Here is a 14,893-nt window from a genome sequence, read left to right on the forward strand (position 1 = left end):
TATTGTAATTTGCTCGCAAAACACCATTTTATGAGGTATTTATTGGTTTTTCTGCTGGTTTTTTCTGCCTGTTGGGAAACCGATGCCCAAATGCCTACGCTAACCATCGATCACCTGACAACCAAAGAAGGGCTTCCATCCAATGATGTATGGTGTTTAACGAAAGACAAACAAGGCTTTTTATGGATAGGTACAGGCCGTAACATATGCCGATACGATGGCTATAATTTCCTTCGCCTGGATAGCCTCAAACTGGGTTATTGCTCTGGCGTATCGACCGACTCGAAGGGTGATATCTATACGTCTAACGATACCAGGGGGCTTTGCAAAATCGATGCAAAAACACTGACCGTAACGACCCTGGTGAAAAACGATTATGATGATGCCGACCCCAGCAATGATTTGCACGAACAGGGTATGGTTGATTCGTTCGATCAGGTCTGGGTGTGCGACTATACGTCTGTACAACGGTACGATCCGGCGACCGGAAAACTGCGTCGCTACACGTTTTCACATACGGTGTCGGGCGGGGATGTGTATCAGTATGCCAGCTTTTTTGAAGATGCCGGGCATACATTATGGATCGTTTCAGAGCTTGGTCTGTATCGCTATGACCGTCGGCACGACAAGCTCATCTGTGTGCTTGGGAAAGAAGCCAGTTTACCCCGGAACCGAGTGCCAATCCGCTTGTGCAAAGCCTCTGCCGATGCCGCGGGTAACCTTTGGATTGGTGGTTATGAATATGGGTTAGTTCGATTTTCTACTGAAAATCAATCGTTTAGTATTAGAAAAGCAGGCTTTGAGCACAATAACGTCGTCTGTGTGCAGGAGTCGCAGGATGAAAATGGCCGCAAAATACTATTCGTTGGTACCAATGATGGCATAAGCGTTTTTTATCCTGACCGGAACGAACTGTATCACTTGCCTGAATTTTATAACAGCGGTATTCAGGTCAAAGATATGTACGACGACAAAGTCAACGGTATTCTATGGATTGCCACCAGCGGTGGAGTCTATAAGTACCGCTATCGGAACATCGGTATTCGAACCGTAGCGATCCCTCACAACGTTGTGCGATTGCCTGTTCAGGTAACGAGTATTTCACCAGCACCCGCCACTGGCAACTATCTGCTGGGTTTATCGCATTCGGGTGTACTATCGTGGAAGCCAGCCGCCAATCAATTTCAGTTATTGCCGTATCCCACTGATGCATTTACGCAGCAGATTCGGTGGATTCAGGGTCGCCCTTTTGCCTTTACGGATAAAGGGGTTTTTGTGGGCGATAAAACGAATGGCCGTTTTTCGCTCTGGGAGCCGACAGCTCGTCTGTTTAAGAACACTGACTTTCGAGATGGTTTACTCGACCGAAAAGGACGTCTCTGGATTGCTAACCTGAACGAAGGTCTGAAAGTAATAGATCCCCTCACGAATCAGGAAATCAAACTCTGGTCTGACAAAGAGGCTGGTAAATTGTTAAATCTCACCTACGTAAAAGGTGTTCTGGAAGGTATTGATGGACGTATCTGGGTGGCTACCTGCTCGCGTGGTCTATTCTTTTTCGACGAAAAACAGAGCCAATTTATCAACATCGATAAACTGCCGGACAATAAAGGAATACGCATCGGTGGCGATTGCATCAATGGTATGCGACGAACCACGGATGGATCTATTCTGATTTCCAGTTGGGGAGGTGTATCGAAAATATCGGCTAAAGGTAAGATTTTAACCACGTTCGAATTTAAGACCGATGCACTGATCGACACCTACTGCTCTAATATTGCGGAAGCACCTGACAGGAATCTCTGGTTTAGCACCAATGAAGGAATCCACATAGCCAATCCCAAAACCCATGCTATCCGTTACCTCACCACCATTGAGGGATTGTTCAGTAATGCGCCGGTCGGGTTCTTCTATAGCCCGGCAAATGAATTGTTTCTGGGGCATACCAATGCCATCAATATTCTAAATATTAACCAGTTAAACAGGCAGATAACGACCCCAAAGATAGCCATCAGTTCGGTTGAGGTGAAGGGTAAAATGCTCCATCAGGACCTCACGGAAGAGATTGTTCTTCAACCCGACGAAAATCTACTAACGTTCAACTTTACGACACTGAATTTCGAGCCTACTTCCCAAAACCTGTATAGTTACCAGTTAGAAGGCTTTGAACCCAACTGGGTCGAGATGGGTAATCAGCATACGGTTTCCTTTACAAATTTGCCCGCTAAATCGTATACATTACGCGTAAGAAGCAGCAACAATTCGGGTATAAAGAGCGATAAACCGCTGGTTATCCGATTAATGGTAAAACCTTATTTTACAAGTACCTGGTTTTTTAGGACGCTTATTGGATTGTCCATTGCCGCCCTGATTGTTGGCATGATGCGCTGGCGTGTCAATACGCTTGCCGAACGGAACCAGCTGGATCTGGAAATTGCGGAGTGGCGACTGAAAGCCCTGCAATCGCAGATGAATCCGCATTTTCTGTTTAATTCGCTCAATTCAGTCCAGAATTATCTGCTTACAAATCGCGGTGTCGAAGGCGCTAAATACCTATCGAAGTTCTCTAAATTGGTGCGCCGGATTATGGAGAATTCGAACCACCAGTATCTTCACTTCGAGAAAATTATCGACACCTTACGCATGTACGTCGAAATCGAATCGTTTCGCTTCAACCACGAATTCAGCTATTCGTTCGATATTGAAGAGAATGATGTGCTTCAGGATGCACTCCTGCCACCGATGCTGCTTCAACCCTATGTCGAGAATGCCATCTGGCACGGCCTGATGCCGAAAGAAGGAGAAAAGAAACTGAAAATTACGGCTCGGGTTCATCAGAATCACATTGTTTGTATTATTGAAGACAACGGTGTAGGACGCGAGTTTGCACCCCGGACAGAAGGCCATATTTCGCGCGGGCAGGAAATGACAAAAGGAATTTTTGAATCACTTCGTCGGAAAGACAGTGAAGCCAAAATAGAGATGATCGATTTGTTTGATGATAACAACAACCCGGCAGGAACGAGGGTACAAATGACGATTCCTATCGAAAAAGTATAAGACCATGAAACGCCTACGCGCTGCGATTATTGACGACGAAACAAATGCCCGTGAGGCCCTGACCAATCTGCTACAGATTCTCTGCCCGGAGGTGGAAATTTGTGGCGAAGCTAAAAATGCTGATCTGGGCATCGAACTGATTAAGAAAGAACACCCCGACCTGGTTTTTCTTGATATTCAGATGCCAGGCAAAACGGGCTTCGATTTGCTGTCGAGTTTCGAAAAAGTAGATTTTGGCGTGATTTTCACGACCGCTTATCAGGAATATGCCATTCGGGCGTTTCGGTTCAGTGCGATCGATTACCTGCTCAAGCCGATTGATCCTGAAGAGTTACAGGCTGCCGTCGAAAAGTCGAAATCGCAGGTGGCAAGCGTAAATCCTCAACAGCTTCAGATTTTACAGGAACACCTCGACATTCCACAAAGTCTTCGGTTGATTCAGCGGAAAAAAAATGACAACCAGCGCATTGCTCTACCTACTGCTGAAGGCATTCACTTTGTGCAGATGACCGATATTATCCAGTGTGAATCGCTGGGGTCGTACACCAAATTTCACCTGACCAAAGGCCCGGCTATTGTTGTGTCACGCTTGTTGAAAGAGTACGAAGAAATTCTGGATAACTATTACTTTTTTCGGGTACACCAGTCAAATATCATTAATCTCGAACACATCAAACGATACGTAAAAGGCGACGGCGGACAGGTCTGGATGAGTGATAATACCGAAATAGAAGTATCGCGTCGCCGGAAAGATGAATTCCTGTCGTTACTCTCTGATTTTTACGTGAATTCGGGTAAGCTACGGTAAAACAGAAAATGAGCGGGTGCGCTATAGCAGCTTATCGTCATTGAAGAAATAGGCAGAATACCCGTTCCCACACGCTTACCAATTATCATGTCAATATATACTGCCTTTATTAGGCTAAAATTAAGAAAATGTATTGGCAATTAGTAAACTATTTTCTTGTTTTTGTTGATCAAAAAGCTGCAGCAGGAAGTATTGCGACACTAAAATAGCTCTGATAATCAGAGCTATTTTAGTGTCGCGGCTTTACGCCCTTGCCGATGTTGAATGAAAAACCAATAAGTTGTCTCAACCTCCAACTTTCGGTCAATGGTACAAACGCCTGAGTTGTGGCAGGTGACAGGGCCAGGTTTAGACACAGTGGGGCTTTGTACGAAATAATGTACGCTTAATGGGTTTAGTTTGTGAAGATACATTGAATTCCTATCTTACAAGTCAGAACTAAACCCTTGATTACCAATGAAAAAACCCACAAATTGCCCTATGGGGAATGGTTTATATCATCATCTTTGGGCTTCATCTTAGTTTTATTCCGAACACGATACTGCTCACTTTCGGCATACCAAAGAAATTTGACTTCGCGTATTGACTATGCTATGTAGTAACTCAACTGATTGAAGGTATACAGGTGTAAACCACCTATGGTAATGTTAATTTATTTGCTCCGTATCAGTAACTTCCTCAAACCCTTCTATCTTTTTACCCATGAAACGTGCATACCTGACTACCCTTACGCCTTTGCGCGGGATAGCTGCCCTTTTAATGGTAGTTTTCCATTTCAATATGCTTGTGTTGCCAATTATTAATCCTGCCATCACTCAATTACACCGCCGTTGGTATTTATTCGTAGACTTTTTCTTCATTCTGAGTGGCTTCATTATAACGTATGTATATGGAAGCTGGTTTGAAGATCGGGTGTTGGCCGTATCGTTTCGGCGCTATATGGCAGCCCGGTTTGCCCGAATTTATCCGCTCCACATTTTAACGCTCCTCTGGGTAATTGGGCTTTATTTACTGCTCACTCAGGGGTATCATGTCGTTTTAGACCCTATTGCTCAGGGGGTCTTTGACGCATCAGCTATTCCAATGCATGTGTTAATGCTACATGGCTTTAATACCGTTCGGTCAGCAACATGGAATACTCCATCGTGGTCTATTGGCAGCGAATGGCTACTCTATTTGCTATTTCCAATACTGATGCTCGGCTTCCGGCGGTTGCCTTCAATGGGCAGATTCGCTCTGTTGCTCGTGGTATTGGGGTTATACTACTATTTGACAAAGTCAATTCAGGCTGGTCAGCCCTACAAGCCCTGGCTTTGGTTGCTACCCAATACGCTTGACAACATCACCTTCCCAATGAGTTTTCTGCGCTGTTTTACGGGCTTTTTGCTTGGTATGATTACTTATCATGCTTATAATCAGCAGTCGGGCCTGTACTGGTTGCGCCGGAGTTGGGTATTTGTCGCGTTGGGTATTGGACTGGCCATAAGCTATCATCTACAGTTATCTGATACGCTGACAATCTGGTTTTTTCCCTTACTGATTTTAGGTGCCTGCTATAACACCGGGCGCGTGTCGAAGTTGTTGCAAACCCGCCCGTTCCAACGTCTTGGCGATTGGTCATACTCGATTTATATGGTACACATGCCCATTCTGTTTTCGTTTCTGACCATACAACTTATTAATCCGCCAGCCCCATCTGCCCCGGCTAAACCGCTTGTGTACGGCCTTGCAGGACCAATTACCTGCATCGTTTTTGTCGCTATTGTGCTGGGCGTATCGGCCCTATCGTACCGGTTTGTAGAACTTCCAGCCCGTAGCTATCTGAATAGAAAACTAAAATCCAGACAACTGACCAACCAGACACTCAAATTTTCATAAAAGCTACCTTTTATTGATTTAGGGCTTTCATTACTCACTGCGCAAACTCTTTACCGGGTTCATCAGCGCGGCTTTGATGCTGTGAAAACTTACCGTAGCAAGTGCAATGACTATGGCAGCAAGCCCGACTAAAATGAATATCCAGATGCTTATTTCTATTCGATACGAATAGCTATCCAGCCATTTCTGCATAAAGAACCAGGCCAGGGGCGTTGCAATTACGATGGCCAGAACGACCATTTTTACGAAGTCCTGTGAGAGAATAAAAACGATATTTGGGATGCTGGCACCCAGCACTTTCCGAACGCCAATTTCTTTGGTTCGCTGCTCAATGACCATCAGCGCCACAGCAAACAGACCCAGACAGGACAGCAGAATGGCTATGCCCGAAGCAAGGCTAAAAATCTGCGAAAGCCGTTCTTCGTTCTTATACCAGGAATCGGTATTCTCATCCAGAAATGAAGCGATAAATTCGGATTGAGGAGCTACTTCTTTCCAGATCGCTTTCAATTTATCCATCGAACCCGCCAGACTCTGCGGGGCCACTCTGACAAAAATGTAGGGAATGGATTGAGAATGAGCCAGGTACATTGTGATTGGCTTTTTCTCATTCTTTGTAGAATACAGATTGAAATCGGGTACCAGACCAATAATCTGATACTTGACGCCAGCGGTGTCGGTCTGGAAAAATTTGCCAATCGGATCTTTTTCACCGATCATTTTGGCCATACTTTCCGTAATAATCACTCGGTCGAGCGTATCTGACGAATAGGCCGGACTGAACTCACGGCCAGCTACTAATTTGATATTAAGGGTTTTAAGGTAATCATAATCGACCTGCAACCAGTCGGTCGAAATCTCTTTCTCCTTATAAGTGAACCCTATAACGGATCGCGACGTACTTCGATCCTTACCCAGTCCGAGGTTTACGGTACTGCCAGAGAGTGCTATAACAGTGGGGTCGTTGGCCAGCATATTCCGCATCCGTTTGAGCGCCTGCTGCCCATTTACCTTGTTGCCGACCGGAATGCTGATCACCTGCTCTTTCTGAAAGCCCAATGGTTGTTTACGCATGTAATCGACCTGCTGAACGGCTATAATTGTACAGCAAATCAATAAACTCGACAGCATGAATTGGGTAACAATGAGCGAGTTGCGGAGAATGCCGGGACGCTTTATCGTGATTTTCCCCTTCAATACCTCTACCGCATTGAATTTCGACATTTGCCACGCCGGATAGCCACCGGCCACCAGCGTAACCACAATAAAAATGCTTAGTATGAGGGCGAGCTTGTCGGGTTGTAATACATAATCCAGGCTCAGCTTGCCCTGAAACGTGGTGTTAAAAGTTGGTAAAAGCAGATAAGCCAAAATCAGCCCGACAACAAAGCCAACAAAACAAATAATGGCCGCTTCGCCCCAGATCTGAACGAAAAGCTGGTTTTTAAGCGCACCCAACGACTTACGAACGCCTACTTCTTTCGCACGTGTAAAGGATCGGGCAACACTCAGATTAATGAAGTTGATACAGGCAATCAGCAGGATAAAAAAGGCAATTCCCGATAGGGCGTAAACAAGCGTAATGGGTGCTCCGGCCCCACCCGATATGGCCGTATCAAAATGCACATCCGACAGTTTCTGTAATCGTAAGGCAAACACGTCGCCACGTTCATCAGGTTTTGCGCCTTTCTTTTTAAGGCTCTCAAAACTTCCTGAAAAGTACTTTTGGGCAAAGGACTTTAATCGGTTTTCAAACGCTGTCTGATCGACATGCGGGGCTATTTTTACAAACGCTTTATGCGACATAGCGTCCCATCTGTCTTTATCGACCTGATAGCTACCCGAATTGGCAATTTGGATGAACGCATCGTATTGAATCGAGGAATTGTCGGGAAAATCGCCTAGTACGCCCGTTACAATAAAATCTTTTTTGTTGTCATCTAAGCCCAGTTGTACTCGTTTGCCCATTGGATCTTCGTTGCCAAAGACGGCTTTAGCCATATGCTGACTAATGACGATGTTGCTGCGGTCATTAAGCGCTGTTGCCTTGTTTCCGTTGAGCATTGGGAAGGAGAATATTTTCAGAAAATCAGGATCGGTTAGCATGACCTGCTTGTCGAAATATTTTCCATTATATGTCACCACATTACTGCCATTCATTAGCCTTGCAGCCGCTTCTACTTCGGGAAACTCTGCTTTTAGCGTTGGAATCAGGGGAAGCGGCATCGACCCCGACCGGCTGGCCTTTTCGGGATCATTAGAGAAAAGATAGGTCTGGAAAATACGGCCGCCATCTTCATGGAAGGAATCGAATGATAGCTGGAAATAAGCGGTCAGAAACAAAAAGACACTGACAAAGAAGGCTACCGAAAGACCGATAACATTGATGGCTGCATAGCCTTTGCTTTTCCAAAGGTTACGAAATGCAATTTTCAGATAATTACGTAGCATAGAATGATGGAGTAAAGATGGTCGGGGATACTCACCATATCGGGTGTGCCTGAACTGGTGGGCCGTCGGTTTTGGAAAGTGCTCTGCTGTCTTGATCGTATTAGTTGTGCTGGAAATAAGGGCAACGGCTCGGCGTGAAATAAAGTAAGGGCGAAGGAACCGGAGCACCTCAACTACATACTGCTGGCGGGCTTTTAGCTCACCAACCTGTGCTACCTGATCGGCAAACTGCTCGTGCAGATCACCCAGTAGTTCTTCCAGCAATTGAGGAGGGCATAGCCACTTAAGCAAACGGTCGGCCCAGATCGGGGGAGTGGGGGAGTAGTTAGCCATGATTTACGACACAGAAGGGTTAGGAATGGAGTCCCACAGGTGATTACGAACTTCCCTCAGTTCGCCCAGCGTCTGTTTGCCTGATGCCGTAATAGCGAAAAGCCGTTTTCTACGGCCTCCTCTGGCTGTTGTAGCACCACCCAGTTCAGAGTGTACGAAGCCTTTTTCTTCCAAACGATACAGGGCGATATGTACGCCACTAAGACTGATGGTGCGGTTGGTGCGTTGCTTCAGCTCGGCCGCTACGGTAACGCCATAAGCTCCCCCTTCCAATACGGCTACGGTGAGTAAGACCAATTCTTCAAATTCGCCTAAATATGCTCTACCCATAATCGCAAATGATCGCCTTTCATATTTTCTTGTTATTTGCTAAACAAATGCCTTGCCAAACCAGAAAAAGGTCGATTCTACTTAATTCTGGCCTATTTTGGGTATTTGCCGGTTCGCATCTTGTCCGTTTCTGGACAAGATAAGTACGTTTCTGGACAGTACCTGGATGCGGATAACAGCCCTCAGGCCAGGCTTTATGGATGGCTTTCCGATTGCTCAGGCACTATAGTCATCGGACATTGATCGAAACGAATAGTTTCCCGGATTTACCACTTTTTGGGCTATTCTCACCGTGCTTAAAGCCAAACCTTCCTCCTACATAGTTTCATCTATTGACCCGTTCCGGTTGTCGTAGTTTTGACATGTCAAGCGAACGAAAGAGCAATCACCATTCATCTGGTTCGTACCTGATCTACACGTTAAACACTCTATTTTTCATGAAAACCTCTCGCATTGTAATTCTCCTCGCTATCGTTGGTATTGTCGGCATCAGCTCGTGCAGCAAAAAATCGGATGATGTTACACCCAACCCAACCCAAACAACAACTTCAAGCCAATCGCAGGTGGGTTTTCAGGTGAAGATTGATGGAAAGGATTATATGCCAGACTTCGCTTACGCACTCTCATCCTTTACGGGTGCCAATGGCTACTATGCGATTTATGGCCTCGATAGTAAATCAAGCGATGTAGTAGCCCTTGCGCTGCCCAATACGGCCGTTGAGGGAACCTATCCTTTGAGTAATGTCAACATTGGCATTCTTACCTTAAATAAAGAAGATTTTTCGACTACTAATGGAGGCAGCGGAACAATAACGATTACGAAAAAAACTGCTACCTATATGACCGGAACCTTCAGTTTCACTGCTTTTGATGCAACAGGGCTTAAGAAACGGACATTGACCGCCGGTACGTTCAATGTAAATATTCGGTAAGTAAGGGTTTTCGGAACCTGAACGACTACAAAAAAACGGCCTGCTTCAAAAGCAGGCCGTTTTTTTTGTCTATAAAAGAAGAAGCCATTTAAAGCCGGTAAGGCCAGCATATCCCGTAATTATCAGACCACCGAATGCTCGATGTCTACTTCTTCGCTGCTGTTTTTTTCGCAGTAGCAGTCGTCTTTTTAGCCGCTGGTTTCTTGGCCGTTGCGTCAGCCGCTTTTGCTTTTGCCGGGGCCGCTTTTTTAGCGGGAGACTTAGCCGCAGCCGGATCATCGCCCGCCAGTTTCAGGCAATCTTCCAGGGTGAGCGTAGCGGGGTCAATATCTTTCGGGATTTTGACATTACGCTTACCAACGGCCAGATAAGGACCATATTGGCCGTTGACAACCTTTACAGCTGGATTTTCCGGGAATTCCTTAATGTATTTATTCGCTTCAATCTGTCGCTTGGCCAGAATCAGTTCAATTGCACGATCGAGTGTTAAACCCGCCAGCGATTCATTTCGAGGCAATGAAATGTACTTATCCTCGAATTTAACGTATGGCCCGAAACGCCCTTTGCCTGTGCTAACCGGCTTGCCTTCAAACTCACCCAGGGCTTCGCTGATCGATTCTGCCCGCTTGGCCTGGATTAACTGAATGGCCCGTTCGGCATCGATGGAGTAGGGGTCATCTTCCTTGGTTAGCGAAACGTACTTGTCGTCGTGTTTCACATAAGGCCCAAACTTACCAATACCGATGGTCATGGGTTTATCTTCAAAGAAACCAACCTCGCGGGGTAAAGCAAACAGGTCGAGGGCTTCCTGCAACGTAATCGTTTCAATAAGCTGACCTTCACGCAGGTTAGCATACTGCGGTTTTTCGTCGTCGGTAGATTCGCCGATCTGCGCAAAGGCACCATAGCGACCCAAACGGGCCGATACTTTTTTACCCGTTCGGGAATCGATACCCAACTCCCGCGCCCCGGTCTTAAAGGAAACGATAGACGATCCCTGGATTTCTTCGATGTTCTTATGGAAATCACCGTAGAAATCTCCCAGCATTGTCTGCCAGTTCATTTTTCCATCGGCAATTTCGTCAAAGTCCTTCTCGACTGTTGCCGTGAATTGATAATCGACAATGTCAGGAAAATATTCGACCAGAAAGTCATTGACAACGATCCCCGTATTGGTTGGAAACAGCTTGGCTTTTTCGGAACCGAAGGTTTCTTTGCCACTTGTTTCACTGATCTGTTCCCGCTGAAGCGTATACTCCGTGTATTTTCGTTCCTGACCGGGTTTGTCCTGTTTGATAACGTAGCCCCGGTTAATGATCGTCGAAATAGTTGGTGCATAAGTCGATGGTCGACCGATGCCCATTTCTTCGAGTTTTTTTACCAGCGACGCTTCGGCATAGCGCGGTTGCGGACGAGTGAACTTCTCGGTAGCTTTCATCTGACCGAGGTTCAGTATCTGACCGATAGTTAACGGCGGCAACATTCCTTTCGCGTCTTCGTCGTCCTCGTCGTCTTTCGATTCGAGGTAAACGCGAAGAAATCCGTCGAACTTGATCACTTCTCCCTGCGCAATAAGCTCATTGGGAAAGCTCCTTCCTTGCGTTGGTGGCGTATCGGCAAATGGACTGTCATCGACGTGAGCCTGAACCGTTGCTGTTACGCCATTGGCAAATCGGATACCAATCGTAACGGTCGTGCGTTCGAGTTGCGCATCAGCCATTTGCGAGGCAATCGATCGTTTCCAGATCAGCTCGTACAGTCGTTTCTGATCGCGGTCGGCCCCGGCATTGCGATCGTTGAAGTTCGTTGGCCGGATGGCTTCGTGGGCTTCCTGCGCCGATTCGTTCTTGGTCTTGAACTGGCGGGTCTGAACGTATTTCGGGCCGAATTCGGTTTCAATTTCAGCCTTTGCCTTATCGATAGCTTCCTGCGACAGACTGGTTGAGTCGGTCCGCATGTACGAAATCTTACCGGCTTCGTACAAATTCTGCGCAATCCGCATGGTGCGGTCAACAGAATAACCGAGTTTGCGGGAAGATTCCTGCTGAAGTGTTGAGGTCGTAAATGGCGGAGCTGGTGACTTCTTGGCGGGTTTCACCTCCAGGTTTTTGATGGTGAACGTAGCTCCGATACAAGCCTCCAGAAAAGCCCGCGCTTCACCAGCCGTCGCAAAATTCTTCGGCAGTTCGGCGTTCAGAACTTTACTGCCATCAACGATGAATTGTGCCGTTACTTTAAATGATGACTTCGACTGGTGTTTGTCGATTTCACGTTCGCGTTCAACAACGAGCCGTAAAGCAACCGATTGGACACGTCCAGCCGACAAACCTGTGCTACCACCTTTGATTTTGCGCCATAATACGGGCGACAACTCATAACCCACCAACCGATCAAGTACTCGACGGGCCTGTTGGGCGTTCACTAAATCAACGTCAATCGTGCGTGGTGATTTAATGGCGTTCTGGATAGCATTCTTCGTGATTTCGCGGAAAACAATACGCTTCGTATTATCACGCAGTCCAAGCGCTTCTTTCAGGTGCCACGAAATGGCTTCTCCTTCGCGGTCATCGTCAGTAGCGAGCCATACTTCTTCGGCAGATTTAGCCAGCGATTTCAGCTCACTAACCAGTTTTTTCTTGTCGGGCGAAATTTCGTAAGACGGTTGGAAGCCGTTCAGCACGTCAACAGCCAGCCCATCTTTGGGCAAATCGCGTACGTGACCAAAGCTAGACTTCACCGTAAAGTCCTTACCCAGATAGCCTTCTATGGTTTTCGCCTTCGCCGGCGACTCCACAATGACTAAGTTTTTCGACATAGTTGGTGTTCAGGTTGAAAATATCTCCGCTAGGCTTTCCTCATCGACCGAGCCAAATATAGACGCAAAAGTTCTCACTTGTGCAACCAGACAAGTCATGGACAACGAAATAGGGACGGGAGATTATATATAGTTAAATAACAATATGTAATAGCTCAACGTTCGGACCGGACTTGTAGAGCCCTGAAAAATGAGCGATTAACTCCTTTTATTTTGCTTCTGCATAGCTTTTTTAGTATACACAAGTTGTAGCAATTCTTAAAAAAATAGCTTTTGAGTTAGCTTAAAGGTATAGGAAGTTAAAAGAGGTAAACAAACAAAGACAATATAAATTTAATTTAACTGCCAGATTTGGTAACACATCATGCCAAATAAGCTCGATTATCGTCAATTACCTACGTTGTAAAGCGCATACCAGATTTCTGGTTATGTTAACTGGCTAGTTATAAAGCGGTTTTGGGCTGTTTCCGTTCCACTTTAGTGCTGTGTTTGACAGAAACCAGGATTTATACGCTGACCAGAAATGATTTGTTTCCCTTTTTTCTACTAAACTATGCTAATCGAGAGGCTTATGCCATAAAGTGGGGTACAGAATTAATCCGGCCAGTCGAAAATATATGGTTTTACTGGAAGCAGGATAGCCGATATACTTATGTATCATTTTTAGAACTTTCGCTTGGAGGTGTGCCACCTTATCAACCAATATGCTATGCTCCGTACCACTACTATCATTCTCCTGGTTAGGCTTAGTTTGCATTATTCTGTTGCACAGGATTCGCATTATTGGTCGTCGAATTATAGTCCTGGCGGTTTAATGACGCCTGGTGCTACCATTGCCGATACAAAGGATAGCGGTGTCTTTTTTTATAATCCGGCTCTGCTGGCTATCCGCCCGAAAACGGCCCTGGAGTTTTCGGGGAGTTTATACCAAATTGAATCTACCCGAATCATTGACGCGCTGGGAAAAGGGAAAGATTTGAAATCAGTATCGGGCGGAATTTCACCCCAAATGCATTCGGGCAGTTTTAAGTTAAAGCAGAATGAACGGCTGGTGCTGGCTTATGCACTGATTAACAACTATATACTGAATAATCGGGTAAACCAGCGGCAGGACACCAAAATGAATGTATTGAATGATGCCTATAGCCCTGGTTCTGAGTATTATATCGGCCAATTCAGCGAAGTAAATCAGGTAAGCGAAATTTCTGGAGTCTTTAGTGCGGGGTTTAAGCTATCCGAAAAACTGTATGTGGGTGCCTCGCTTGAAGCACAGGTTCGTCGGAAAACCTTCGATATTGAGTATAGTGGCCGGGCCTTGCTAAATCAAGCTGTTGGGGCCAAGCCTTTACTTTTTCCAGATTTCTCCAATACCGAAGCTGTTTATCGGGTCGACTACACGCAAATGGGCCTGAAACCCAAAATTGGACTTGCTTATAATCAGGCCAGGCATCATGTCGGTTTATTGGCTACACTGCCACTGATGCGTGTTTTCAGCCGGGGAATGCTCATGACCGATTATGTCGTTTCGAACATTCGGTTGGTGCCAACGGTAGAGCCTATTAATTTGCTGGCTAACACGCGTCAGGAGAAGTTAACGTCAAACTACAAAACTCCATTTAGTCTGGCGGCAGGCTACAGCTATGATTATGGACGGGGCCATGTTTACCTGGCTGCTGAGTATTTTGCCCGGCTTAAAGACTATGCCATTATTACGCCCCGCAATGATTACTTCATTCGCTCCGATACGTCAGGTTCAAGCAGCACGTCAACAGCCAATTCCTTAAAACTTAAAGATGTTCGGAAGGCCGTGATGAACGTTGCGGTAGGAATTAGCTTTCCCGTGAAACCATCCGTTATGGGATACGTATCCATACGGACCGACTTCTCGTATGCCGATGAAAAATCGTTTGCCGATACTGGTGGTTACGTCGCTTATACAACAAACTGGAATAGTTACCACGCACAATTAGGAGCCAATATCCGGCGACCAAAGTTTAGCTTTCGGCCTGGCTTGCTGCTATCGTATGGCACCACTAACGCCTTTAAGCCCGAGGTTAATTTCGATACGCCAAACGAGTCAAATTTATTGTTAGGCGATCCGGTCAATGCAAAAGTGAATCACGTTGTTATTGGTCTCTTACTTGCATACATTCATAATCTATAGCTTAAGGCGTCTGGCAAAAGCTGATCGGTTTAAACGGGCTGTGCAGTATACGATTGTTTCGCTTTTTGGCTGTCAATGGATTGCAATGAAGTTGCTCGAAAACAGTACATTGCAGTAGCTGA

General features: G+C 45.9%; 8 protein-coding genes. 5 read left to right on the forward strand and 3 right to left on the reverse strand.

All coding sequences use genetic code 11. The annotated features are described in order from the left end of the window. The first annotated feature begins 30 nt into the window (after nt 1-30). The 3 genes from GJR95_RS33265 to GJR95_RS33275 all read left to right on the forward strand — a co-directional run bounded on the left by GJR95_RS33265 (nt 31) and on the right by GJR95_RS33275 (nt 5,746). Nucleotides 31-3,060 carry a histidine kinase gene (locus GJR95_RS33265; RefSeq protein WP_162389961.1) on the forward strand — a complete coding sequence of 1,010 codons (3,030 nt, stop codon included), beginning with the start codon at nt 31-33 and terminating at the stop codon, nt 3,058-3,060. 4 nt (nt 3,061-3,064) lie between these two features. Continuing rightward, nucleotides 3,065-3,868 carry a LytR/AlgR family response regulator transcription factor gene (locus GJR95_RS33270; protein ID WP_162389962.1) on the forward strand — a complete coding sequence of 268 codons (804 nt, stop codon included), beginning with the start codon at nt 3,065-3,067 and terminating at the stop codon, nt 3,866-3,868. A 702-nt stretch (nt 3,869-4,570) separates the two neighbouring features. After that, nucleotides 4,571-5,746, forward strand: a complete 1,176-nt coding sequence (locus tag GJR95_RS33275) for an acyltransferase family protein (RefSeq protein WP_162389963.1) — start codon at nt 4,571-4,573, stop codon at nt 5,744-5,746. A gap of 30 nt (nt 5,747-5,776) precedes the next feature. Here GJR95_RS33275 and GJR95_RS33280 read toward each other — a convergent pair whose 3' ends face one another. Together GJR95_RS33280 and GJR95_RS33285 are read right to left on the reverse strand one after the other, a co-directional pair. Next, nucleotides 5,777-8,530 (reverse strand): ABC transporter permease, encoded by a 2,754-nt coding sequence (locus GJR95_RS33280; RefSeq protein ID WP_232540941.1) that lies wholly within the window; start codon nt 8,528-8,530, stop codon nt 5,777-5,779. Between the two features lie 3 nt (nt 8,531-8,533). Then, nucleotides 8,534-8,860, reverse strand: coding sequence for a PadR family transcriptional regulator (locus tag GJR95_RS33285; RefSeq protein ID WP_162389964.1), 327 nt, complete (start codon nt 8,858-8,860; stop codon nt 8,534-8,536). Between the two features lie 437 nt (nt 8,861-9,297). Between GJR95_RS33285 and GJR95_RS33290 the strand changes: the two genes are divergently transcribed. Further along, nucleotides 9,298-9,792, forward strand: coding sequence for a DUF6252 family protein (locus tag GJR95_RS33290; RefSeq protein ID WP_162389965.1), 495 nt, complete (start codon nt 9,298-9,300; stop codon nt 9,790-9,792). A 145-nt stretch (nt 9,793-9,937) separates the two neighbouring features. On the opposite strand, the gene topA is transcribed toward GJR95_RS33290, so the two are convergent. After that, a complete protein-coding gene (gene topA / locus GJR95_RS33295; RefSeq protein ID WP_162389966.1) occupies nt 9,938-12,607 on the reverse strand; it encodes a type I DNA topoisomerase in 2,670 nt (889 codons plus the stop codon). A 709-nt stretch (nt 12,608-13,316) separates the two neighbouring features. Between topA and GJR95_RS33300 the strand changes: the two genes are divergently transcribed. Beyond that, nucleotides 13,317-14,771: a hypothetical protein gene (locus tag GJR95_RS33300; protein ID WP_162389967.1), complete on the forward strand. Its 1,455-nt coding sequence runs from the start codon at nt 13,317-13,319 to the stop codon at nt 14,769-14,771. The last annotated feature ends 122 nt before the right edge of the window (nt 14,772-14,893 follow it).

The sequence above is a fragment of the Spirosoma endbachense genome (assembly GCF_010233585.1).
Taxonomy (GTDB): domain Bacteria; phylum Bacteroidota; class Bacteroidia; order Cytophagales; family Spirosomataceae; genus Spirosoma; species Spirosoma endbachense.